Here is a 24,155-nt window from a genome sequence, read left to right on the forward strand (position 1 = left end):
CTCAGAACCCACACATCCCCGGTTCAGATAAGAACCATGCTCAGGCAAGAGCCACCCATACAGATAATAGCGCCGGGAAAGGTTTATAGGAGGGACGATGATCCCACCCACTCTCCCATGTTCCATCAGGTTGAGGGTCTCGTTGTCAATGAGTACGCCAACTTCAGGCACATGAAGTACGTAATAGAGGAGTTTCTCAGGGAGTTCTTTCAGACTGACCTTCCCGTCAGGTTCAGAACCTCCTACTTTCCCTTTACCGAGCCTTCCGCCGAGGTTGATATAGGCTGTGTTATATGCTCTCAGGAGGGTTGCAGGGTCTGTAAGGAGACGGGCTGGCTTGAGGTTATGGGCTGTGGCATGGTCCACCCCGCCGTGCTTGAGAGCTGTGGTATTGATACGGAGATATATCAGGGCTTTGCCTTCGGCATGGGCGTGGAGAGGCTCGCCATGCTCCTCTACGGTATAGACAACATAAAGCTCTTTTACGAAAACGACATAAGGTTCATCAGGCAGTTTTAACGGCAACTATCAGGTGCACCACACCCAGAAGCCTCCTCTCCTTACCGACAACCGAGAACCCAGAAGAGCTCAGCATAGCTTCCACTTCCTCAGGAGATAAGCTGTCCTCAACGGAGTGGATGAAGAAGCTCCACTTATCCTTTCCGAATATCAGGACTCCGAAGGGTTTTAGGATGGTCCTCATCAGCAGGAGCAGGACTCGGGTTCCCCTGAACCTGCCTATATCAAGTATCCCTATCCTCCCTCCGCTCTCAAGAACCCTGAAAGCCTCCCTCAGGAAAGCTTCCTTGTTCTCAAGGTGCCTGAAGACGAGGGAGAGGGAGAGGTTCCTGAAGGACCCCTCCTTGAAGGGGAGGCTCTCGCCAACAGCCTGAAGGAAGAAGCAGCCGGGACACTTCTTCTTGGCTACAAGGAGCATGCCTAAGGCTGGGTCAATCCCAACCCTTATCCCCCTCCAGTCGTCACCGAGTTTCCTCAGGAGCTCTCCGGTCCCGGTCCCCACGTCAAGCCAGTTTCCCTCCCTGTTCATACTTGAAAGGAGGTCTCTCTGCCATCTGTGTATCTGTCCGGCTGTAGCAAGGCTGAGGAACCGGTCGTAAACCCCGCTTATCTGGGAGAATATATCTGCAACCTTTCTGTAAGTCACGTTGAATAATTCTACAGCACTTCCCCTGCAAATTCCCTCAGCTTCTCAAGGTCTGTTATCTTTATCCTCTTTCTCCCGAGTGAGATGGCTCCTGCTCTCTTGAGCTCGTTCAGGGAAAGGGTGGTCGCCTCCCTCGTAGCACCGACCATACCAGCTATATCCTTGTGGGATAGAGGGACGGTTATATTACCCTTTCCATCGCCGAACTTCCTGTAGAGCCTGATGATAAGGGATGATACTCTGCTGATGACGGGCTTTGAGACAACCTCCTCCAGCCTAAGCTCAAGCTCGTAGGTAAGGAGTCCCAGAAACCTGCTGAACCTCAACATCACTGTTGGATTCCTGCTCATCCTTGAGAAGAATACCTCCCTGTTTATGAGGCAGAGGAAGGTGTCCTCAAGGGCTTTCGCAAACTCCCTATAGTTACCCCTCTCATAGGGAGATATACCTCCGAAGACATCTCCGGGTCCCAGAACGGCGAGGGTTATCTCCTTCCCACTGGGCTCAATCCTGTAGAGCTTAACGCTCCCCCTCTTTAGGAAGTAAAGAAACTCTTCCTCCTCTTCGGGAGAGTAAACGAGCTCCCCCCTACTAAGGTTCAAGCCGACGGAGTTCTCGTCAAGGAACTTAAGCTCCTCCTCACTGAGTCCCGAGAGTATATCAAGGTTCTTCAGATACCATACCTTCTCTTCTCTCAGAGGGTTTTCCATCGGGAAAATCTTAGGTCGGGGCTACTTCCTGTCAAGCTCGTGCGGGGATAAAATTAAAGGGTGCACGAGTTCTCAATAGTTCAGAGCCTTCTCGGTCTGGTGGAGGAGCATGCGAAGGAGAACAATGCTAAGTCTGTGTCTAAGATAGTAGTTCAGGTGGGTGTTTTATCGGGGGTTGAGCCACACCTCCTTGAGATGGCTTTTGATACCTTCAAGGAGGGAACGATAGCGAGGAATGCGGAGCTCGTGATTGAGGTGGAGAGGCTCAAGTTAAGGTGTGAGGACTGCGGTAGGGTGAGTGAGAAGGAGGAGCTTAACGCTCTCTGTCCTCACTGTGGCTCTCTGAACACGCAGGTGATAGGTGGAGAGGATATGTTCCTCAAGAGCCTTGAGCTGGAGTGCGATTGAGCCTTCTGTGCTTTGCAAGGTATGGAGGTGTCCTGAAGTGGGGCTTCCTGTGAACGAAGTAGTAACGGGCTATGTGGTAGCTCGTGTCAAAACCGTAGAAGTTAAGCTTCATGTGTTCAAGCTCCTCCCTCCTGCATCTGTCTATAAGCTCAAGCCACTCCTTTGAGTTCCTTTCATTTCTCTTATTTTCTATAAACTTCGTAAACTCCTCCGAGGAGAGGAAGCTCTTGAGCCTATCTTTCAGTTTTTTAATGAACTCCGAAGGAGTCCTTCCGAACACATCATCAATCAGACCGAGCTCCTTAGCCTTCCTTGAGCTTATGGGCATCCTCTCTTCCATTATTTGCCTTCCCCTCTCCCAGCCTACCCTCTTGGGCAGGGTGTAGGTCCAGAACTCGGAACCGTAGAGGTTCCCTATGTTCTTGTAGTGGGGATTGAGCACCACTCCCTCTCTGGCAAAGACGAGGTCGCAGGTGAGGGCTAAGAATACTCCTCCCGCTCCTGCGTTTCCCTGCATACCAGCCACGGTGAGCTTGTCGGGTGTCTTCAGTATCTCCTCGCACAGGTCGTCCATGGCGTTTATGTTCCTCCAGCTCTCGTCCGGCGGGCTATGGGCATCCTCTATGGTGTTGAGGTTCATCCCGTTGGAGAAGAAGTCCTCCTGTCCGAGCAGGACTATAGCTTTAATAGGTCTCTTCTTTGCGTAGCTCACAACCTCTCTGAGCCTCTCACACTGTTCGGTGGACATGGCACCGTTGTAAAAGTTAAAGCGGATGTATCCGACTTTGTCCTCTTCCTCGTACACTATCTCCCTGTAGGTTTTGAAGTCCACCCTCTCCCACGGCTTTATCACGACCTCGGGAGTATCCAAGCCTCCTAAGACTCTTGTTGCGGGAAGCTTTATTGACTCTTTATCCATCTCCCTCAGGTGGGTTATCCAGAGGGCTCCGTCCTTCGTTCCTATACACACAGCCTCGTCCCTTGTTGCCACCACCTGTCCCGGCTTTCCCTTCAGCTCCTCCGGGTAGGCGTTGTAGAGATAGTACTCCTTTCCCCTAAGGATACCGATGGCTCCGGGCTGGCTGTCGGAGGCATAAATTTTCCTAATTATCTCAAGGGTTGAGTCCTCCTCCCAGTTTACCCTCCTCCTCTCCTTCTCAATCCTGTTCCAGATGAATCTCTCTCCCTGAGGCTCCTTTTTTATCTCACCCTTCTCAATCATATCCAGAGCCTCAAGGACGCACTCAACCGCACCCTCGGTAACCTCGTTCCTGTAAAGGCTTGACTTCCTAGCAAACCTCATGGGGAAGGTTCTGTAAGCCCATACATCCCCCGCATCGTACTCCTCACAAGCCTCCAAGAGGGTGACTCCCCACTCCTTCACACCGCTTAGGATTGCCCAGTCAAGGGCGTTCGGTCCCCTGTCTCCCGGAGGTCCGGGGTGGACTATGAGCGTCCTATACTTTTTCCAAACCTCTGCGGGTATCTTCCTCCTGAGAAAGGGAGCCACTATCAGGTCCGGTCTGTAGAGCTCGGTAGCCTCTATGGTAAGCTCTGGGTGAACGTCCAGCTCAACGGAGACCTCGTGTCCCCTCTCGGTAAGCTCACAGTAAAGCCTCTGGGAGAGGGAGTTGAACCTGTAGCAGAGAAAGAGAATCCTCATGCCTGAGCCTCTACCAGGTCCTTCCTGTACTTGAAGTAAGCTGCGCAGGCTCCTTCGGAGGAGACCATACAGGAGCCGAGGGGGTTGGAGGGGGTGCAGACGGTACCGAAGAGCTTGCAGTCTGTCGGCAGGGCGACGCCCCTTATCACCTTACCGCATATGCAGGCAGGGTGTTCCTTGGGCTTTGGAAGGGAGACCTCAAACCTCCTCTCAGCATCAAACTCCTCGTACCTTGAGTTTATCTTGAGGGCGCTGTAGGGGATGTTTCCGAGCCCCCTCCACTCAAACTCCTTCCTGAGCTCAAAGACATCAGCGACGAGCCTCTGAGCCTTTTGGTTGCCTTCGTAGCTTACGAACCTCCCGTACTGGTTTTCAACCTCAGCCCGTCCCTGGGCTATCTGCCTCACTATCATGAGAACGGACTGAAGGACGTCCACCGGCTCAAAGCCCGATATGACGACGGGCTTTTGGAACTCCTCAGCAAAGTAGTGGTAAGGCTTTGTTCCTATTATCACGCTTACGTGCCCCGGTCCTATGAAGGCATCTATCTCAACCCTCCCTATCTCCCTTATCTCGGGGGCGTTGAGTATGTGCTGTATAGCTGCTGGGGTTATCACGTGGTTGCACACGACCGAGAGGTTCTTTATCCCCTCCTCCTTTGCCTTTTTTATCAGGACGGCGGTCTGGGGAGTTGTCGTCTCAAAGCCTATGGCGAAGAAAACGACCTCCCTGTCCGGGTTCTCCCTCGCTATCTTCAGCGTGTCCAGGCAGGAGTAAACCATCCTGACATCGGAGCCTTCAGCCCTCAGATTTAAGAGGCTCTTCCTCCCCGAGCCGGGTACCCTGAGCAGGTCTCCGTAGGAGCAGAGTATAACCTCCGGACGTTTTGCCAGCTCTATGGCAAGGTCTATCCTGCTCATCGGCATAACGCACACGGGACAGCCCGGACCGTGGACGAACCTCACCCTGCCCTCAAGGAGCTGGTCTATGCCGAACTTCATTATGGCGTGGGTGTGTCCCCCGCAGAACTCCATTATGTTTATATCCTTTCCCGCTCTATCTAACTCTCTCTTAATATTGTCCACCAGCGTGAGGGCTTTATCTCTGTCCCTGAAATCGGCAAAGACGTCTAAAGAAACCTCTACCATGGCTTTTCACCTCCTAAAAGAGCTCCAAACCACAACTCTGTTGTTCCCGGTGTCAGCTATAAATATATGATCTCTGTATATATGAACATCATAGGGCCAGCAGAGGGTATCCCTCTTAACCCCTTCCCATCTGTTTTCACCATGTTCCTCAAAGTTTGGCTGACCTATCACACCGCCGGCGGGTATAAATGCACCTTCAGCAGGTAAAGGTTCCCATAGAAGAACCCTGTTGTTTGCTGTATCCGCAACCGCCATAAGATCGCTGTCCATACTAACAGCGTAGGGAAACCTGAGGGAGCTTGCGGATTGAGGTTCATAAGGGTTCTCCTCCGAATGAGAGAGTCCTCTCTGTCCAAGTATTGTTGATGGAGTTCCGCTGAGCTTATCAATACCTTTCCAGCCGAGAACCCTGTGATTTCCTGCATCAGCTATGAAAACCACATCTTCATTTCCACATATGGAGTGGGGCCATATAAACAGCTCTTCTCCCCCTATCAAGATATCAGGTTCCTGTTCATAATCCGGAATGCCCCTCCACCCGAGGACCCTTCTATTTCCAGTGTCGCAGACAAAAAAATAATCTCCCACAAATCCGATACCATAGCACCAGAAGAAGCGGTAATTCTTAACATGCTTTCCTTTGCTCGGCTCTGTGGTCATGAAGTCAGGTTGCCCGATAACATGATCGGGAGGAGCGAAACTGCTCTCCGGTATGCCATCCCATAAAAGGATTCTATGGTTCCAGGAATCAGCAACTATGAGCTTGTTATCCTGTATAACCACACCGCAGGGCATGTAAAGACCTCTTCTCAGATCACCCCCTGCGTTGGGGCTGTCTAATGAGAAATCTCTTTGACCCAGAACTATATCAGCTTCTGCATGATCCTCTTCGGGCAGGGAGAACCAGATCAAAACCCTGTGATTTCCTGTATCCGCAACAGCGAGTATGGAGCCATCGTAAAACACACCCCGCGGTCCGTACATACCCTTCTCCGAAGCCTTTGCGGAAGGGACCATAAAGCCGCCCTGAGAAGGTTCTCCCAGAACTATGCAGGGCTGAAAGCCTGTTAAGCTCCTACAAGAACCCATTCGCCCTCTATCCTTACAGGAACTGGTTCAAGCTGTATGTGAGGTGCAGTAATGCATTCACCTGAGGTTATGTCGTATTCAAAACCATGCCAGGGGCAGATCACCGTTCCCTTGTCGGTTATTTCACCTCCGGTTAAAGGAAGTCCCTGGTGAGCACAGGAGTTTCTGTAGGCATATATCTTTCCACGCCAGTTTATCAGGAAAATATCTACATCCTTGTCCTTGAAAGTAACCATACTGCCTTCCTGCAGATCAGAAAGCTTGTAAGTCTTTCTCCAGCTTGTTTCTTTCCTGAACTCAATGAATCCTTCCACAGGCTTGTCTTCTGCAAGCCTCACATCCTTTATATCGGGAACATGATTCTTTATCGCTTCAAGTATGCCTTCTTTAAGGGTTACGCTTACCTGTGAGCATCCCTGACATGCACCCTTAAGCCTGACAAAGACAACGTTATCCTTTATATCTACAAATTCTACATCACCGCCGTGAGACCTTACATAGGGTTTTATCATCTCTATAACTTTAACGACCTGAGTTTTTATGTCAGGCTTCACTATACCGTGCTTCAGGAAAAGGGTGTATATATCTGGGTCTTTCACCATCTCCAGGAGAAGTTTCTTGCCCTCCTCAGATCCTTTCAGGAATCTAACCAGCTTCACGAGAGGTAGTCTATGAAACTCTTCAATAAGCTCCTTGAGCCTGCTTACAAGCTTAAGACTTTCTTCCGGAAGTTCTTTTATCTTCTCTATGACCTCATCTATCTCTTCAGCTATCTTAGCAAGATCTCTATCCTTCAGAGTTTCCACCTTCAGATACCTCCACTGTTTTTATCTCATCAAGTATCCCGTTGATAGCCTCAACCTCTTCATACATGTTAAGGCCTGCGAATATCGTTCTTGCCTCCGTGAGCTTCTCCTTGGCTTCTTCAAGCCTTCCCAGATGTGCGAGAGCGTTACCCATGTTTGCAAGGACCCTTGCATAGCCCTCCCTATCGCCGGACCTCTTTCTGTACTCCATTACTTCTTCGTAAAGCTCTACAGCCTTGAGAAGGTTCTTTATAGGATTACCGGAGGGCAGATACTGGAGGGCGTTTGCATAGTTGAGGGTGGCACTCGCCCATTCGTCCGGATACCTGTCCTTAGCAAATACCTCCAGCGCCTTTTTGATGCTTTGAACACCCATGGCGAGGCGGAACTGATCCTCCACTTCCTGAGCGGGTATTGACAGGTAGGTAAGCCCTTTGTTGTTCTGTATAAGCGCCCACGTATAGGGATCTTTTTCCTTGTCAATATAAGATAGGGCTCTGTCAAAGTTCCTTACAGCCTCCGTCAGGTTTCCGAAGGTTGAGTACATGCTCCCGAGCTGGAAATGGATCTCCCCTTTCAGCCAGTTCGCCTGTGTTTCTCTTAAGGTATTTATTACGTCTTCAAACAGAGATATAAGATGGTAGCTGTCCCCTTTCTGATCCCGAACGATAGACCCTTTCTTAAAGAGGATATAGGCTTTGAAGATGGGAGAAGCATCCCCTATTTCCTTAAGGGCGGAGTCCAGCATAGATAAAGCCTCAGACCTATCTCCTATGCCCACACTGATGAGAGCGTTTACGAAGAATATGAGAGAGTTTATGTCTCCTCTTTTCGTTTCAAAGAGAAAGTGCCTTCCCTCGTTTAAGCTCAGCAGAAGGGTTAACAGGTCTTTTAAGAGCTGGTCCTTGAGCCTGCCTTTCAGTGCACGGATATGCTCTTCATCCCTGCCTATCACTGCGAGGTTGTATTCCCTTATATCACCCGACTGAAAGTGTTCTATGTTTTCAACGGCGTCCTTTACATTTCCCTCCGCTATATACTTTACAAACGCCCATTCCTCGGGAATATCAGAAAGCTCAAGCTTTATAACGCTGTTTATACAGCTCTCCCAGTTTTCTATATAGGGAAGAAGTATAAAGGAGTAAGGGAGGGGGAAGAGTCCGAGGGATTGGGGATATATTAGCCTGAAGTCATCCATCAACAGCAACCTCCCAGACCATCGGGTGGAAAAGGTATATCCCTGTTTATATTTCGTCTTATATAGTTTGCCGCTATTTGAGCCTGCTTTTCACTGAAGTGTCTGCTTATCTCCTTCCTAACCACGCAATCTTCAAAGATGACTTCAACAAAAACAGCCCACTGACCATCTACCTTCTCAACGAAGGTGTCTGCTAAAAGGGCTTTATTGGGAAACATAATGCTCCTCCCTCAGGTCCTGAGAACTCTCAGGGCAAGGAAAGCACCCACCGCCAAAGCACCTATAGCTCCCACAATCATAAGTATGTCTTCCGGGTGCAGGAATCCTACATGGGTGTGGGGATAGGGCTTCATGTGTGCAAAGGAAATACCCATCGCTGAGGTCAGTAAAATAAACACTCTTCTCATGGCAGCACCTCCTTGCAGGTTTCTAAATTAATGACACGATAAGCGCTCTTTTATCATCATCCCAAACAGCTTTCTTACCGCCCGGCTCTATACCGGGAGGTATTATCTCCCATACGAGGATCGCCCTGTCACCTTCCCTATTCAGCCTTTTTAAGAGCAGTCCTCCCTGCTTGCTGTTGGGCAGAGGGAATATATGTAACTCCATACCTCTAGGAACAACGGCAGCTGACATGGCACTCCCAAAGTGAGTGTTTGCCAGCTGAGCTGGAATCCTCAAATAACCATTTTCATCGAGCTCAACAGTGTAGCTTCCCGTGCTCCTTTCTACAAACTCCTCCATGATCATATCCTCAAGGCGCTCAAGGGCTTTTTTCACCTCCTCGGAGAGCTCTTCACCTATGTTAAAGTTCTTCCCTTCAATCAGGAAGACGCATATCTCCTTGGGAAACTCGCCGTTAAGCAGGAACCTACCGATAGATATGGCATGGAACCACTTTATAGAGTGTAGATGCGCCTCCTCAGGTGACGGAAGTGACTCTATCTCTTCAGGAGGCACCCTGAATATAGTTCCGGGTTCTTCCCCCGTTAGACATGCATCCACTATAACAACCTTATCCGCACCTTTCATCTGAAATACGACATCTATTCCCGATGTCCCCCCATCAACGAGGTTTACACCGGGGGGCAGTCCCCGCTCCCAGAGTTTCCTTATGAGGCGGGGACCCGCTCCGTCATCTCCACGTATGGGGTTACCGCAGCCTATGATTACCGTTCTATACATTACTTGAAACCACCCAGCTTGTATCTCGCAAGCTCCCTTCTGCTCTTCCTGTCATAGACGTGCACCGTACACACAAGGCATGAATCAAAGCTGCGTGCCACGTGAGCGACCTCTATGGGATCTTCAGGATTCTTTATCGGGGATCCAACTATGGCCTTTTCTATAGGACCCATCTGACCTTTGCTGTCTCTGGGACCTATGTTCCACGCTGTTGGGGTTACTATCTGGTAGTTCTTGATCTTGCCATCCTCTATAACTATCCAGTCCATAAGAGCACCGCGGGCAGCCTCCGTTCCACCGAACCCCTTACCTTCAGGGAGTTCCTCAGGCTTCTTATAGAAAACGTCATTGTTAAAGTCTATCTTCCCGAGCCACTCCTTTGCCCACTTGTAGTATTTGACCGCTTCATGCATCCTCGCGAGAACCCTGACCATGACGCTCGGACCTATCTTATTCACTATATCTCTGAAGAGAGGATCTATAGCGTGTTCTATACATCCTGCTGCACTGCATGACTGCTTTGCTTCCTCATAACCCGCCACCACCTGCCTCGCCAGAGGTCCAGCTTCAAGAGGCACAGGTTGACCGTTTATCATGTATCTCGGCGATTTTGCCCAGGAGTATTTGCCCTGGTTTTTAGCTTCCTCCGGATCGAGGGGGATCGTCTCACCCTCCCAAGGATGCAGAAGGGAAGAGCCCTCAAAGTATGAGTGGGTGATATCCTCTCTTACATTCAGATGGTCAAAGGGGTAGTACTTGTCGCGGTAAACCACACCGGATGGAGCGAGAAGAGCCTTGTTCCTATCTTCTATTGTGGATACGGGGTAAAACTGAGGGTCTACGTAAGTCCCACAGGCAAGGAAGTTACCCACTCCGGCGCCGTACTTGTCCAGACCGTTCTCCATACAGAATCTTATGAAGAGACCGCAATCGGAGTCCCTGTGACTTTCGCTCTCTTCAAGCCAGTTTAGAACATCTTCCCAGGTCTTATTCTCCAGCCATCTATCCACGGAACACCCGAGCCATACCTTCTCAAGCCACTCGGTTCTGTACCTTTCCAGCAGTGCATGGGCACGGGTTATATGATCGAGCTGGGGTGCACACATTACCCCTCCGGGGACCATAAAGGAAGAGTGGGGCCACTGTCCTCCAAACATAGCGTATATCTTCACAGGCAAAGCGGATATCTCAAGACCTATCTTGTAGGTCTTACCGACAAAGGGTGCCCACCTTCTCACCACTTCATCGTACAGTTTGCTCTTTGCGTAGTTCTTGTTGGTAAGGTCTATTGCGAATATAGCGTAAAACCAGCGGGGAACCGACTGAAGGGTTTCCGTAACCTGAGCTATATTCCTTATCCACCAAGCGTTCGGTGGTACCTGTGTTCTCCACGCAGTGTCCACCGCCTGTGCAGCTTTGTAAAGGTGTGAGCCACCGCATATACCGCACACCCGGGGAGTCACGATTAGCCCGGCGAGAGGGTCCTTTCCCCTCAGGATTATTTCAAATCCGCGAAACATAACCGCTTCTACGTTGGCATCTACCACTACTCCGTCTTCAACCTGAACCTCAGCCCTTACATCCCCCTCAAGCCTCGCCAGGGGATCTATGACCAAGCTCTGACGCTTACCCATAGCTACACCTCCTTAAAGATTTTTCAAACGACAAACATATCCTCAGTAGCCCATTTTGGCGCAGCGAGTCTCGCTGCTGCAGCATGTATCATATAGGTAAGCTTGTCCGCTTCGTAAACTGTCTCCTTCGGTATAACACCCCCGACCTTCTGGGTTTTGAATACGGTTCCTGGTGCGAGATCGAACCAGGGGAACTGGAACTCGGTACAGCCGATACAGGGATGTCCGGACCTCTGCTTTGAGCTCACCCCATTCCACAGTATCCTGTTGCAAGGTGCATGTGTCATGGGTCCCCTGCAACCCAACTCGTAGAAGAGACAGCCCTTCCTCGTCCCCTGACCGAACTCCTCGGAGGCTATCTTCCACTCGTGGAACTGAACACGTGTGCAACCGGTTTGGGAGAAGGTCCTGAAGAAGGTAACAGGCCTCTGGAACTCATCGAGCTCTATATCCTCCGCCCTTCCGACCGCAAGGGCAACCAGAATCTGTGTGATCCAGTCATAGTGAGCCGGGCATCCGGGTATGTTTATAACCGGAAGCCCTCCCTTAGAAAGAAAGCCCGCTCCCAGAAATCCACCCTTCTCCGTTTTATGGAACTGGAGCCCCGTTGACTCAGTAGGATTGGGAGGAACCGCAGGTATGTTACCCTGACACGCACAGTTTCCCACCGCCACAACGAACTGGGCTGTGTGAGCCAGGTCGTGTACCCAGTCTTTCATAGGTCTGCCTGCAAACATGTTGTATCTTCCGGTGCCGTTAGGTCCCTGAATCACCGTTCCCTCAAAGACGAATATGTCCAGAGGTATCTTCCCGTTGAGGATGTCATTTAGCAACTTCACGAGCTGGTCTCCCATCTCAAGACCGGCGGAAGGGTGCCAGAGTATCTCTATACCGAAGTCTGTGACGAGGTCACATACGGATGGGTACTCCGCGTTAAGAAAGGACATGGTGTTTCCATTACACGCCCCTCCGTGTAGCCAAAGAAGTGTAGCCATGGCTCACCTCCATACCTTAGTTTTTATTTATACTGCCCGTCTTATTTTGAATGTCAATTCATTCACCTTATAAGCTTTATAAGGAGATTTTATAGACAGTGAATGTATATTCATCTACCTTAGATTAGAACAGGGAGTGTGAAGGAGGTGTGCTATGGCGGAGAAAGGGATCTTTCTGGATGGAAATGGGACAAACGCATTAATTAGGGACCTTTCGGATAGGATTGACACCTTTATATTTTTGCTGGAAGCCTTTGATGACTTTGTTAAAAGGTTTCCCTTCATAATTGAGTCGCTGAATGAGGAGGTAGTAAAGTACAGGGAGGTTATAGGGCGCGAAACAGATTTTACAGAGACCTTGTCTAAGCTGAGCTCCCTGATAGGGAGCAGGGAATTCAGTTCCCTGCTGGATGCTATAGGCGAGTCAGCAGCCGAAGTTAAGGAAAACAATTACAGGACGAGCATAACTGGTTTGCTCAGGGCGCTGACGGATGAGGATATACAGAGGTCCTTGGCTTTTCTCCTACTGGTATTGAAGAAGTTCGGAGAGTCCCTCAGAAAGTAAGGAGGAGCACATGTACAGCTTCCTGCGGATTGATGAGGATCTGTTGGTAGAGGAGTATTTTAAAGACCCTCAGAATATCCATCACCTGCTCAATCTTCTAAAGAACATGGACGCGATCGCCTACTTTGCTGAAGTCATCCACGAATACATGAGCATGAAGGAGGACATGGTAAGGCTTATATACTCAAAAGAGGAGGGGATAAGAAAGGCAGGCGTAAAAGAACACGCTATGAAGCTTGACAGATGGCTTGATGAGCTTATCGGTGTTCTGGAGATAGGGAACTTAAGAGACTTTGCACGTGCCAACTACGAAGCCTATGTGGATGCAAAGAGAAATAGACCGAAGGTTGGTCCTTTGAAACTATTAAAAGAGCTGAATGATGAAGAGGTTAAGCTCACAATGGGATTCTTCCTCCTTTTGATGAGGAACATAGCCAGGCTTATAGAGGATAACAAAAACAATGCATGAGCACAGCATAGATTGCCGTCTATCAGTGAGTAGTGCAGACCGAACACATATCAAAGCTCCTTACTATCATTTGTGCTTTATTAGAACTATCAACGCCCACTATTGCCTTTTCTGCAACCCCAAGGAAACCATTTACCCGAGGACCTAGGTTCCACTGAGAAGGCGTTATGATAGTATAGTCTCTTATACTTCCCTTATCTATATGTATTTTATGAATAAGAGTTCCTCTGGCAGCTTCAACAGCTGAGGACCCAGCTCCTGAAAAACTCTTCAAGTCTACACCTATATCTATGCAAGATTCCTCGTCTATTACCCTCATTAGTTCGTAGAGCTGATCTTCAAGATGAAGGCACATAATACCTATCTCCATTACTCTTGAAAAAACACGAGTTATATAACTGTCTTTATATGTTTTATGTAAAGCTTTGATAGTCTTATTGCCAGACAAAAACTGTCTTGCAAGTGGCCCCGTTTCATAGGGTAGATCCCTATACAGTACCGCGTAAGCTTTAGAATAGCTTTCCGCTCCTTGAACCTCTTTAATACGTGATATAGTAACATGATTGAGTTTTTTAATCCCAGTATAGTGGGCAGGTTCAACACAGGGAAATATCTCTCCTCCTGTGAAGAACCTGTTGTAGGATGTTCCCATATCAGAAAGTCCAAACTCTTCACATACTTCTAAGAACAACCCTAGGTCACCGCCTATTTTCTGTGGATTACCTTCATTCTTTACCAACTCCTTAAATTCAATTTCTTCAATATCTACAACCTGTTGAAAGAAAAAATCCTTAATCTCCTTACACAAAGATATAGCCTTATATATATCAGACTCCTTAAAGTTGGAAGTGATCCCACCTGGCACAGCATAGGACGAGTGGGGCCATTGCCCACCAAACAGTGCTATCAGCTTTCCCATAAGACTAGCAATTTTTATAGCGTTGATCCATTTTCTACCTTTAAATGGCACAAATCCTTCAATAACTTTAAATTCCAATATGTCTGGCAGTATAAAAAGATAGAACCATTTGATATGATTTTGAATTATTTCACTTGTCAAAGTTATGTTTCTAACAACTTTAGCTTTGTGTGAGATAGGAACATCAATTAGGGCATCTTCTATTGCCATTACAGAGGCCATAAGATGGGCATGTCCACAAATGCCACAAACACGTGGAACGAGAACGAGAGCATCCATAACAGGTCTACCTTTAAGAACCTTTTCTATGCTCCTTGTAGAGGGGAGTATGATTTTGGCATCCTTTACAATCCCACCACCCCATTCAAGCTCTAAAAGTGCTTCACCTTCAACTCTAAGGAGAACTTCTTTAGTTAACCTCACTTCTTTAATCTGTCCGGCGTGAACGTCTTCGCCAATCCTGATATCATTATATACGCCCTTTTAGATACTCCTCGAGGAAGCTCAGCAGGCATACCAGCGAATATTTTGGTCTCCCATAAATTCTTTCTAGGGAAATCGAACTCCGTGCAACCGAAACAGGGTGTACCAGCCCTTGTTTTTGAGCTTACACCATTCCAGAGAATTATATTGCACATAGAGTTCGTCATCGGTCCTCTACAACCATATTTATAAAACAGACATCCCTTAGAACTTCCCAGACTAGTCAATTCCACTTTCCATTCAAAGTACTCATTTCTGGAACAGCCCCAGTGAGTAAAGGAGCTGTAAAAGTCTTTGGGTCTTCCCCACTCATCCAGCTCTATATACCCTTTATTTTTTAACTTTATAAGAGTCCCTGCTATCCACTCAGGATGGGCAGGACAACCAGAGATATTTACCACGGGTAGATCCCTTTTACTCTTAAAGTCTTTACCGAGTAGCCCGCCTTTCTCCCTAAATCTGTACTGAAGCCCGCAAACACCTTTATCCGAAAGGGCAGGAATATTTCCGAATGAAGCACAGTTTCCTACAGCAACAACATAGTTAGCTTTTAAAGCTATATCTCTTATAACTTTGTCATCTTGACGTACTGCACCTTCAACAAGCAATATATCAAGATGCACATAGCCATCAAGAATATCTTGGAGAACATGGTCTTCTGGCTCTGTACTCAAGGAAGGGTGATAGAGAAAATTGAACTCGTTAAATATGTGCTCTATGCTTTCATAGTTGAGGAATGAGTGGGTGTTACCACAGCATGAGAGCCTTTGTATCCAGATAACATTCATGAGCATGAATATAAGCTGGACATCTTGAACGTAAAGCCCTTCCCACTATGATCAAGATTAGGAAGCAGATTCAAGTTGAATGCTGATTCATTAAACTTATATTAAGCCTACCGGATGTCCAGAGCAAAGAGACTTAGGATAGAGCTAAAGGGTGCGGTTCAGGGAGTTGGCTTCAGACCCTTCGTTTACAGGATAGCGAGGGAGCTCGGTCTTAAGGGCCTCGTTATAAACGACTCAAGGGGAGTCCTGATAGAGGTAGAGGGTGAGGTAGCCCGTCTTGAGAGGTTCCTGATTGACCTTCACCTGAAAAAGCCCCCCCTCGCACACCTCTTCTCTCAGGAGGTTGAGGAGCTTCCCCCTGTAGGTTACAGAGAGTTTGAGATAAGGGAGAGCGAGGAAGAAGGCAGAAAGGAGGTCTTCATACTACCGGACATAGCGACCTGCGATGAGTGTCTAAAGGAGCTCTTTGACACCTCCGACAGGAGGTACCTCTACCCCTTCATAAACTGCACCAACTGCGGTCCCAGGTTCACGATAATTGAGAAGCTCCCCTACGACAGACCGAACACCACGATGAGAGTCTTTGAGATGTGCCCCGATTGTGAAAGGGAGTACAGAGACCCCTTGAACAGGAGGTTTCACGCCCAGCCGAACGCCTGCCCTGTGTGCGGACCCTGGCTAAGTCTCTACACCCCTTCGGGAGAGCTGATAGCCCAGAGGGAAAGAGCCCTTGAGCTGAGCCTGAGGATGCTGAAGGAGGGGAAGATTTTGGCTGTCAAGGGTATAGGGGGGTTTCACCTTCTGTGCAACGCCACCAGCGAGGAAGCGGTAAGGAGTCTCCGTGAGAGGAAGAGGAGGCAGGAAAAGCCCTTTGCTGTCATGTTTAGAGACCTGTCTCAGGTGGAGGAGTACGCCAAACCGACGGAGCTGGAGAAGGCTCTTTTGCTTTCACCCGAAAGACCCATAGTTCTCGTCAGAAAGAGGAGGGAGCTCGCTCCTGCAGTTGCCCCCGGATTGAAGAGGGTCGGCGCCTTCCTGCCCTACTTACCACTACATCACATCATCCTGAGAAACCTTCCCTTCCCCGTTGTGGCAACTTCCGGAAATCTCTCGGACGAACCTATAGTCAAGGACAACGAAGAAGCTCTTAAGAGACTCTCGGAGTTTACCGATGCCCTCCTTCTCCACAACAGAGAGATAAAGAGGAGGTGCGATGACTCCGTCGTCAAGGTGATAGGTGGCTCTCCAACACCCCTGAGGCGCTCAAGGGGCTACGCCCCGATGCCCGTAGAGCTGCCCGCAAAGCTCAGCAAGAGGGTCCTTGCTGTCGGAGGCATGCTAAAGAACACCTTCGCCCTCGGGATGGACAACAGAGCTATACTGAGCCAGCACATCGGGGATATAGAGAACCTGACCACCCTCTCAGCCTTCGCAGAAGCTGTTTACGACCTCATGGGTCTCTATGAATTCAGCCCCGAGCTTGTAGTGTGCGACCTTCACCCCCGATACGAGACTACCCGCTGGGCTGAGGAGTTTGCAAAGGAGAGAGGTATTCCCCTTCTGAAGGTTCAGCACCACTATGCCCACGTGCTCTCCTGCATGGCTGAGAACGGCTTGGTGGAGGATGTCCTGGGGGTGGCTTGGGACGGGACGGGCTACGGAGAGGACGGAACCCTCTGGGGCGGGGAGTTCCTGCTCACGAACAGGAGCGGATACGAGAGGGTATTCCACTTCAGGAGCTTCAGGCTGATAGGCGGGGAGAAGGCTGTAAAGGAGCCCAGAAGGGTCTTGCTCTCTATCCTCTTTCATATATTCGGAAAGGACGCCTTCGGCGTGATTGATTTAAAAAGGATAGGAATGAAGGAGAGGGAGGTGGAAAATCTGTACATAGCTTGGGAGAGAGGTATAAACTCTCCCCTCTCCTCATCGGTTGGAAGGCTCTTTGACGGCGTCTCATCCCTCCTCGGCATAAGGCAAAGGCTCTCCTACGAAGGTCAGGCTGCGATGATGCTTGAGGACCTCTACGACCCCCTTGTAAAGGGACACTACCCCTTTGAGCTCAAAGGGGGAGAGATAGACTGGGCTCCCCTATTCTTAGCCCTGCTTGAAGAAAGAGACCCGAGGCTTGCCTCCTCACGATTCATAAACACGCTGGCTCAAATAACCCTCAGGGTAGCAAAGGAGGTCGGGATCCAGAAGCTCTGCCTCTCGGGAGGGGTGATGCAGAACGACCCCCTTGTGGGCAGGATAAAGGAGCTTCTTGAAAGCGGTGGCTTTAAAGTCTATACCCACAGAAGGGTGCCTCCCAACGACGGAGGTATATCTCTGGGACAGATACTCTTCTCAGCTTTGGCTCAGGGAGTATATTAATTACGAATGAACGTTCAGGGAGGATTGATATGTGTAGAGACTGCGGGTGTTCTATAACCGACCACGACCACAGCCATCAGCACCACCACACCAACCCTTCCCTTGAGGATAAAAAGACGGTGGAGGTCCTTACAAAGATACTTGACGAGAACGACAGACAGGCTGACTCAAACAGGGAACACTTTGAAAGGCACGGGATACTTGCGGTCAACCTGATGAGCTCACCGGGAGCGGGGAAGACCACACTCCTTGAGAAGACGATAGAGCTTGTGGGCGATGAGCTCAGGATAGGCGTTATAGAGGGGGACTTGGAGACTAACAGGGATGCGGAGAGGATAAGGGCTAAGGGTGTTCCTGCCCATCAGATAACCACTGGACAGGCATGCCACCTTGACGCCTTCATGGTTCACGAGGGCATCCACCACCTTCCCCTTGAGGAGCTTGACATAGTCTTTATAGAGAACGTCGGCAACCTCGTGTGTCCAGCAAGCTACGACGTGGGTGCTCACCTCAACGTAGTCCTTCTCTCCACAACCGAAGGCGACGACAAGCCCGAGAAGTACCCCGTCATGTTCAGGAGCGCTGAGCTCATGCTGATAACAAAGATTGACCTGCTCCCCTACATGGACTTTGACATCACAAGAGCGGTGAGCTCAGCAAGGAGCGTAAACCCCAAGATAGACGTGATAAAGCTGTCCTCAAAGACTGGCGAGGGCTTTGAGCTTTGGATAGAATTTCTTAAGACAAAGAGGAACTTGAGGGCTGTGTAATGGTAAAGAGCACGAGGGAGAAGCTCAAGGAGGAGAAGAAGCTCCAGATAATAAGGACAGCCTGCAAGCTCTTTGCGGAGCGGGGCTACTACAACACCTCCATGCCTGACATAGCCAACGAGCTCGGCATGAGCGTCGGAAATTTGTACAACTACTTTGAGTCCAAGGAGGAGCTCGCCAAGGAGGTCATGCTCACCGTCTCCCGGTGGGTTGCCCAGAGGCTGAGGTCAATAAACGAGAAAGATATACCGGTCAGGGAGAAGATTAGCAAGCTCGTTGAGAGCTTCTTTGAGATATCCCTCAAAGAGCCCGAGCTGATAGATTACTTCCTGAGGGTCTTCCTGTCCAACAGGGAGATATTCAAGGGAGGATGCGAGGGCTTTGCCTGCGTTGGCGAGGTGGTCACCGAGGTGATGATACTCCTGTCCGAGGGTGTGGAGAAGGGGGAGCTCAGGAACCAGGACTTCTTCCCAGCCTTCGTTACCGTCATGGGTCCCATGGGGGGCATGGTTTTCCTCCACGGGGAGGGTGTCCTTGACAAGCCGCTCATGGAGTATGCACCGGAGGTTTCCGAAAACATATGGAACGCCCTGAGGGCGAGATAAAGCCTGCTTATCGTCCCATAAGAGCCATTGATGGCTTCTTCCTTAAAGTCTCTCCTATATTTATCCCAAAATCACATCAGGAGGGGAGTAGATATGCTTGACAGCATAAAAAGGGAGGGGTTGCTCAAGCTATGCAACGTAATCCCCTTCCCACTCATAGCCGTTGACTCGGACTACAACGTGGTCCTTATGAACGACACTGCCCAGCAGAGGTTCACCGCTGAAGGGAAGAAGTGCTACGAAGTGACCCACAAGCTGAGCAGACCCTGCTGGGAGATTTATGGGGAGAGTGTCTGTCCCGTAAAGAGGCTTATCAGCGGGAACGAGCCCTACGCCTACCACGAACACAACGGCGATATCCACGTTGTTGTGGCAAACAGGATTGATGAGGACCTCTTTATAGAGCTCTACCTTGACAGGTACGTTACGGACCTGATCAGGGAGCTGAGGTTCCTTGCAGACGTTGACAGCCTGACGGGTTTTTACAACAGGAGGAAGATTGAGGAGATCCTGAGACAGGAGATTGAGAGGGCTAAAAGGTACAGAAGTCCCCTATCCATACTCCTGATAGATGTTGATAACTTCAAGCAGATAAACGATACCTACGGACACCAGAAGGGGGATGAGGTTCTCCGAAAGATGGCGAGCCTGATAAGGGCTGAGATAAGGGCTACAGATATAGCGGGAAGGTTCGGCGGTGAAGAGTTCCTTATAGTCCTGCCACAAACAGACCCCCGAAGCGCCATGAGGGTCGCCGAAAGGCTCAGAAGGAGGATAGAGGATACGGACTTCGGTGTTGACAGACTGACGGTTAGCATTGGGGTTACCGGTCTGAAAGGAGATGAGGACCTGAAGACCCTCTTTGCGAGGGTTGATAGGGCTATGTACCTTGCGAAGGAGAAGGGAAAGAACAGGGTAGAGAGTCTATAAGAAACCCTTATAACCCTCCTAAGGAAGTTTTTATTGACATAAATCATGTGAGTGTTATCATATTATTGAACGAATATTCATTAAGGAGGTTTGGTATGGAGACCTTCTGGGAGGTATTCAAGAGGCACGGGGTGAGCAGGAGGGACTTTCTGAAGTTCGCTACGACAGTGACGGGGATGATGGGTCTCGCTCCCTCAATGGTTCCTACTGTGGTGAGGGCAATGGAGACAAAGCCAAGGGTTCCCGTTATATGGATACACGGGCTTGAATGCACCTGCTGTTCGGAGTCCTTCATAAGGTCCGCAACACCCCTCGCATCGGACGTGGTTCTCTCCATGATATCCCTTGAGTACGACGACACTCTATCGGCGGCAGCCGGAGAACCCCTTGAGGAGCACAGGAAGAGGATAATGAAGGAGTACTGGGGGAACTACATCCTCGCCGTAGAGGGAAACCCTCCCCTTGGAGAGGAGGGGATGTACTGCATAGTTGCCGGCAAGCCCTTCCTTGAGCACCTGAAGGAATCGGCAGAGGGGGCGAAGGCTATAATAGCCTGGGGTTCCTGCGCTTCATGGGGATGTGTTCAGGCGGCTAAGCCGAACCCCACTACGGCAGTTCCCGTTGATAAGGTCATAACCAACAAGCCTATAGTCAAGGTGCCCGGATGTCCGCCCATAGCTGAGGTTATGACGGGAGTCATCACGTACATGGTTCTCTTTGACAGGATTCCTCCCCTTGACTCTCAGGGGAGACCGAAGATGTTCTACGGCAACAGGATTCACGACACCTGTTACAGGAGAGCCTTCTTTAACGCAGGGCAGTTCGTTGAGCGCTTTGATGACGATAACGCAAAGAAGGGCTGGTGCCTGTACAAGGTTGGGTGCAGAGGACCCACGACCTACAACCAGTGTGGAAGCATAAGGTGGTACAACGGACTTTCCTACCCTATTCAGGCGGGACACGGATGTATAGGCTGTGCGGAGAAAGACTTCTGGGATAACGGACCCTTCTACGAGAGACTCACCAACATACCAGTGCCCAAGCAGGAGGCTAGCGCGGATAAGGTGGGTGCTGTCGCGGCGGCTGCGGCTGTCGGCGGAGCGGTTGTCCACGGCGTTCTCTCTAAGGTGAGGAACTCCGGTAAGAAGGAAGAGTAAGGAGGTGTGAGTTATGAAGAGGGTTGTTGTTGACCCGGTTACGAGGATTGAAGGACACCTGAGGATAGAGCTCATAGTTGATGAGAAGAGCGGAAAGGTGAAGGATGCCCTCTCCTCAGGGACCATGTGGAGGGGGATAGAGGTGATACTGAAGGGTAGGGACCCGAGGGATGCTTGGGCTTTTGCCCAGAGGATATGCGGTGTGTGTACTTCCATCCACGCCTTCGCCTCGGTCAGGTGTGTTGAGGATGCCTTGGGGATAAAGATACCCAAGAACGCCAACTACATAAGGAACATAATGTACGGCTCCCTTCAGGTTCACGACCACACCGTTCACTTCTACCACCTCCACGCCCTTGACTGGGTATCTCCGGTTGAGGCTCTCAAGGCTGATCCGGTTGCCACTGCGGCACTTCAGAACAAGCTCCTTGAGAAGTACGGAGCGATAGCGGAGCTAATGCCAGACCCCCTCGGACACAGGGCATACCCCAGAAAGTTCCCCAAGGCAACGCCGGGATACTTCAGAGCCTTCCAGGAGAAGATAAAGAAGCTCGTTGAGAGCGGTCAACTCGGGATATTCGCAGCCCATTGGTGGGACCACCCGGATTACAAGCTCCTCCCGCCTGAGGTCCATCTCATGGCGATAGCCCACTACCTGAACATGCTTGATGTTCAGAGGGAGCTCTTCATACCTCAGGTCGTCTTCGGAGGTAAGAACCCCCACCCCCACTACATAGTGGGAGGTATGATGTGCTCAATATCCATGGACGACATGAACGCCCCAATAAACGCGGAGAAGCTCGCAGTCGTTGAGGACGCCATATACACACAGGTAGAGGCTGTAAACCTCTTTTACCTCATAGACCTGCTGGCTATAGGGCACATCTACGTCCAGAAGGGTTGGACTTACGGCGGCGGTCTCTCCAAGAGGAGGGTCCTCGGATACGGTGAGTTCCCCGATGAACCCTACGAGAGCATAAAGGGAGGGGATTATCACAACAGGATACTCTACCACTCCAACGGGGTGGTTGAAGACTTCGCCAAGGGTGTGGACAGGGCAAAGTATCATCCCATGGTGGGTAAGGACTTCGCAGATCCTGAGATCATACAGGAGTTCGTAGCCCACTCCTGGTACAGGTATCCCGACGAGAGCAAGGGACTTCACCCCTGGGAGGGAATAACTGAGCCCAACTACACCGGTCCCAAGGAGGGAACGAAGACCAACTGGAAGTATCTGGACGAGAAGGGCAAGTACTCCTGGATAAAGTCTCCGAGATGGAGGGGAAAACCCTGTGAGGTAGGACCTCTGGCGAGGTACATCGTTGTCTACACGGGAGTTAAGCAGGGACACATAAAGCCATCCTGGATTGACGAGATGGTTGTGAACCAGATAGATACCGTATCCAAGGTCCTCGGTCTTCCACCCCACGTATGGCTACCGACAACTGTAGGAAGAACAGCCGCAAGGGGACTTGAGGCTCAGATAGGTGCGGCTGCAAACCTCTACTTCTTCAAGAAGCTAATAGACAACATAAAGGCGGGCGATACGGCGGTTGCAAACATGGAGAAGTGGGAACCCCAGAAGTGGCCCAAGGAGGCTAAGGGTGTGGGCATAACGGAGGCTCCGAGGGGCGCCCTCGGTCACTGGTGTGTAATCAAAGACGGAAAGATAGCCAACTACCAGGCGGTAGTTCCCACAACCTGGAACGGCGGAGCGAGGGACCCCATGGGCGGTCAGGGTGCCTTTGAGGAGTGCATGAAGGACACGGTGGTAAAGATTCCTGAAAAGCCCGTAGAGGTCCTGAAGGGGATTCACTCCTTTGACCCCTGCCTCGCCTGCTCAACCCACCTCTATGACAGCGAGGGTAGAGAGATAGTCCACGTTAAGGTTCAGGGAGGTCAGCTATGAGAGTGGAGGAGGCAAAGAAGATATACATCTTCAGCCCAGCCCTTAGGCTCTGGCACTGGATCAACTTCCTTACGATAATAACGCTCTTTGCAACGGGTCTCTACATAGGCACGCCCTTCTTCCAGGGTCCAACGGGTGTTGAGGCTACCTACGCTTACGAGGAAGGCATAACCATGGGCTTCATAAGAAAGGTGCACTTCATGGCGGGCTACATACTTCTCGCAAGCTTCCTGTTCAGGGTGCTCATATCCTTGGTGAGCAAGCGGGACAGGCTCGTCGTGCCAACCCTCTGGAGGAAGGATTACTGGATAGGGCTCAAGGAGATAACCCTCAAGTACCTTCTCCTCATGAGGGACGACGAGGGGCACGAGTACATAAGGAACGCCTGCGCCAGAACGGTTTACCCCCTCGTTTACCTCGCCATACTCTTTATGATAATTACGGGCTTCGCCATGTACGGGATGTCAAATCCGGAGGGCTTCTGGGCTTCTCTCTTCGGTTGGATTATATGGCTGTTGGGTGGCGAGTTCCCGACCCATATGTGGCACCACTGGATCGCCTGGCTCATAATTATATTTGCTGTGCTGCACGTTTACTTCGTGGTAAGGGAGGAGGCGATAAAGAAGAACGGGGAGCTCTCATCCATGTTCAACGGCTACAAGTTCTTCAAGAAGGAGCCTGTTGATATAGAGGACCTGAAGTGATGAAGAAGACCGTTGTTCTGGGGATCGGAAACACCATCCTGTGCGATGAAGGCTTGGGCGTCAGGGCGCTGGAGATGCTCAGGGAGAGCTACGACTTCCCGCCTCAGGTGGAGCTCCTTGATGGGGGGACTCTCGGAATAGACCTGCTCTACTTCCTTGAGGGAGCAAAGAGGCTTCTCGTCCTTGATGCCATCCTCGGAGGTGGAAAGCCGGGCGACCTTTACACCTTCAGGGGGGAGGATGTAAAGAGCTACTTCAGAAGGAAGGTATCAATGCACGAGATAGGCCTTCAGGAGGTTCTTGGACTCCTTGAGCTTAGGGGAAGTGAGCTTGAGGAGATAGTGATAATGGGAATAGAGCCGAAGGTCCTTGAGCTCGGTACGGAGCTCTCTCCCGAGGTGAGGGAGAGCATGCCGGAGCTCATCCGCATGGCTCTGAAACAGCTTGAAGCCTGGGGTGTAAGACCCCTTCAGAAGACAAAG

26 protein-coding genes are annotated in these 24,155 nt (G+C 50.3%); 12 read left to right on the top strand and 14 right to left on the bottom strand.

Annotation, left to right across the window (positions count from 1 at the left end; translation table 11 throughout):
• A partial coding sequence (locus tag AC1HCM_RS00160) for a phenylalanine--tRNA ligase subunit alpha (protein WP_479459749.1) occupies positions 1-519 on the top strand: 519 nt, incomplete at its 5' end.
• Here the strand turns inward: AC1HCM_RS00160 and AC1HCM_RS00165 are convergent.
• Both AC1HCM_RS00165 and AC1HCM_RS00170 read right to left on the bottom strand, forming a co-directional pair.
• Positions 506-1,165: a class I SAM-dependent methyltransferase gene (locus tag AC1HCM_RS00165; RefSeq protein WP_479459750.1), complete on the bottom strand. Its 660-nt coding sequence runs from the start codon at positions 1,163-1,165 to the stop codon at positions 506-508. The genes AC1HCM_RS00160 and AC1HCM_RS00165 overlap by 14 nt on opposite strands.
• Positions 1,166-1,176: 11 nt before the next feature.
• Entirely contained in the window at positions 1,177-1,875 is a 699-nt protein-coding gene (locus AC1HCM_RS00170) for a Crp/Fnr family transcriptional regulator (protein WP_479459751.1), read from the bottom strand.
• 60 nt (positions 1,876-1,935) lie between these two features.
• Here AC1HCM_RS00170 and hypA point away from each other — a divergent pair, with 60 nt between their 5' ends.
• Positions 1,936-2,283, top strand: a complete 348-nt coding sequence (gene hypA / locus AC1HCM_RS00175) for a hydrogenase maturation nickel metallochaperone HypA (protein WP_479459752.1) — start codon at positions 1,936-1,938, stop codon at positions 2,281-2,283.
• Here hypA and AC1HCM_RS00180 read toward each other — a convergent pair.
• The 10 genes from AC1HCM_RS00180 to AC1HCM_RS00225 all read right to left on the bottom strand — a co-directional run bounded on the left by AC1HCM_RS00180 (position 2,255) and on the right by AC1HCM_RS00225 (position 12,004).
• Positions 2,255-3,946: a hydrogenase maturation protein gene (locus AC1HCM_RS00180; protein WP_479459753.1), complete on the bottom strand. Its 1,692-nt coding sequence runs from the start codon at positions 3,944-3,946 to the stop codon at positions 2,255-2,257. The genes hypA and AC1HCM_RS00180 overlap by 29 nt on opposite strands.
• Positions 3,943-5,094, bottom strand: coding sequence for a hydrogenase formation protein HypD (gene hypD, locus AC1HCM_RS00185; protein WP_479459754.1), 1,152 nt, complete (start codon positions 5,092-5,094; stop codon positions 3,943-3,945). Before hypD ends, AC1HCM_RS00180 begins: the two co-directional genes overlap by 4 nt.
• 6 nt (positions 5,095-5,100) lie before the next feature.
• Positions 5,101-6,078 (bottom strand): NHL repeat-containing protein, encoded by a 978-nt coding sequence (locus tag AC1HCM_RS00190; protein WP_479459755.1) that lies wholly within the window; start codon positions 6,076-6,078, stop codon positions 5,101-5,103.
• Between the two features lie 83 nt (positions 6,079-6,161).
• A complete protein-coding gene (locus tag AC1HCM_RS00195; protein WP_479459756.1) occupies positions 6,162-6,989 on the bottom strand; it encodes a NifU family protein in 828 nt (275 codons plus the stop codon).
• The gene (locus AC1HCM_RS00200) at positions 6,970-8,187 is read right to left on the bottom strand and encodes a tetratricopeptide repeat protein (RefSeq protein ID WP_479459757.1); all 1,218 of its coding nucleotides are present in this window, start codon (positions 8,185-8,187) and stop codon (positions 6,970-6,972) included. The genes AC1HCM_RS00195 and AC1HCM_RS00200 overlap by 20 nt, the downstream gene beginning before the upstream one ends.
• Positions 8,187-8,405 (bottom strand): AP2 domain-containing protein, encoded by a 219-nt coding sequence (locus AC1HCM_RS00205; protein ID WP_479459758.1) that lies wholly within the window; start codon positions 8,403-8,405, stop codon positions 8,187-8,189. Before AC1HCM_RS00205 ends, AC1HCM_RS00200 begins: the two co-directional genes overlap by 1 nt.
• A gap of 12 nt (positions 8,406-8,417) precedes the next feature.
• Positions 8,418-8,594, bottom strand: a complete 177-nt coding sequence (locus AC1HCM_RS00210; protein WP_479459759.1) for a hypothetical protein — start codon at positions 8,592-8,594, stop codon at positions 8,418-8,420.
• A 22-nt stretch (positions 8,595-8,616) separates the two neighbouring features.
• Positions 8,617-9,375: a hydrogenase maturation protease gene (locus AC1HCM_RS00215; RefSeq protein WP_479459760.1), complete on the bottom strand. Its 759-nt coding sequence runs from the start codon at positions 9,373-9,375 to the stop codon at positions 8,617-8,619.
• Positions 9,375-11,009 (bottom strand): nickel-dependent hydrogenase large subunit, encoded by a 1,635-nt coding sequence (locus AC1HCM_RS00220; RefSeq protein ID WP_479459761.1) that lies wholly within the window; start codon positions 11,007-11,009, stop codon positions 9,375-9,377. Before AC1HCM_RS00220 ends, AC1HCM_RS00215 begins: the two co-directional genes overlap by 1 nt.
• 23 nt (positions 11,010-11,032) lie before the next feature.
• Positions 11,033-12,004, bottom strand: a complete 972-nt coding sequence (locus tag AC1HCM_RS00225; protein ID WP_479459762.1) for an NADH-quinone oxidoreductase subunit B family protein — start codon at positions 12,002-12,004, stop codon at positions 11,033-11,035.
• A gap of 154 nt (positions 12,005-12,158) precedes the next feature.
• On the opposite strand from AC1HCM_RS00225, the gene AC1HCM_RS00230 reads away from it, so the two are divergent.
• Positions 12,159-12,569, top strand: a complete 411-nt coding sequence (locus tag AC1HCM_RS00230) for a helical membrane plugin domain-containing protein (protein ID WP_479459763.1) — start codon at positions 12,159-12,161, stop codon at positions 12,567-12,569.
• Between the two features lie 10 nt (positions 12,570-12,579).
• Positions 12,580-13,038: a DUF1641 domain-containing protein gene (locus AC1HCM_RS00235; RefSeq protein ID WP_479459764.1), complete on the top strand. Its 459-nt coding sequence runs from the start codon at positions 12,580-12,582 to the stop codon at positions 13,036-13,038.
• Positions 13,039-13,060: 22 nt separating this feature from the next.
• Here AC1HCM_RS00235 and AC1HCM_RS00240 read toward each other — a convergent pair whose 3' ends face one another.
• Both AC1HCM_RS00240 and AC1HCM_RS00245 read right to left on the bottom strand, forming a co-directional pair.
• Positions 13,061-14,380 (bottom strand): nickel-dependent hydrogenase large subunit, encoded by a 1,320-nt coding sequence (locus AC1HCM_RS00240; protein WP_479459765.1) that lies wholly within the window; start codon positions 14,378-14,380, stop codon positions 13,061-13,063.
• Positions 14,377-15,234: an NADH-quinone oxidoreductase subunit B family protein gene (locus AC1HCM_RS00245; RefSeq protein ID WP_479459766.1), complete on the bottom strand. Its 858-nt coding sequence runs from the start codon at positions 15,232-15,234 to the stop codon at positions 14,377-14,379. Before AC1HCM_RS00245 ends, AC1HCM_RS00240 begins: the two co-directional genes overlap by 4 nt.
• A gap of 108 nt (positions 15,235-15,342) precedes the next feature.
• Between AC1HCM_RS00245 and hypF the strand changes: the two genes are divergently transcribed.
• The 8 genes from hypF to AC1HCM_RS00285 form a co-directional block, all read left to right on the top strand.
• Complete coding sequence (gene hypF / locus AC1HCM_RS00250) at positions 15,343-17,598, top strand: carbamoyltransferase HypF (RefSeq protein WP_479459767.1); 2,256 nt, start codon at positions 15,343-15,345, stop codon at positions 17,596-17,598.
• A 29-nt stretch (positions 17,599-17,627) separates the two neighbouring features.
• Positions 17,628-18,368 (top strand): hydrogenase nickel incorporation protein HypB, encoded by a 741-nt coding sequence (hypB, locus tag AC1HCM_RS00255; protein ID WP_479459768.1) that lies wholly within the window; start codon positions 17,628-17,630, stop codon positions 18,366-18,368.
• A complete protein-coding gene (locus AC1HCM_RS00260) occupies positions 18,368-18,973 on the top strand; it encodes a TetR/AcrR family transcriptional regulator (RefSeq protein ID WP_479459769.1) in 606 nt (201 codons plus the stop codon). Before hypB ends, AC1HCM_RS00260 begins: the two co-directional genes overlap by 1 nt.
• Positions 18,974-19,066: 93 nt before the next feature.
• On the top strand, positions 19,067-19,903 hold the full coding sequence (locus AC1HCM_RS00265; protein ID WP_479459770.1) for a GGDEF domain-containing protein: 837 nt from the start codon (positions 19,067-19,069) through the stop codon (positions 19,901-19,903).
• A 95-nt stretch (positions 19,904-19,998) separates the two neighbouring features.
• Positions 19,999-21,060, top strand: a complete 1,062-nt coding sequence (locus AC1HCM_RS00270) for a hydrogenase small subunit (RefSeq protein WP_479459771.1) — start codon at positions 19,999-20,001, stop codon at positions 21,058-21,060.
• A gap of 13 nt (positions 21,061-21,073) precedes the next feature.
• Entirely contained in the window at positions 21,074-22,969 is a 1,896-nt protein-coding gene (locus tag AC1HCM_RS00275) for a nickel-dependent hydrogenase large subunit (protein ID WP_479459772.1), read from the top strand.
• Complete coding sequence (cybH, locus tag AC1HCM_RS00280; RefSeq protein ID WP_479459773.1) at positions 22,966-23,673, top strand: Ni/Fe-hydrogenase, b-type cytochrome subunit; 708 nt, start codon at positions 22,966-22,968, stop codon at positions 23,671-23,673. Before AC1HCM_RS00275 ends, cybH begins: the two co-directional genes overlap by 4 nt.
• On the top strand, positions 23,673-24,155 hold a 483-nt coding region (locus AC1HCM_RS00285), incomplete at its 3' end, for a HyaD/HybD family hydrogenase maturation endopeptidase (protein WP_479459774.1). The genes cybH and AC1HCM_RS00285, both read left to right, overlap by 1 nt.

Source organism: Hydrogenivirga sp., assembly GCF_056450045.1.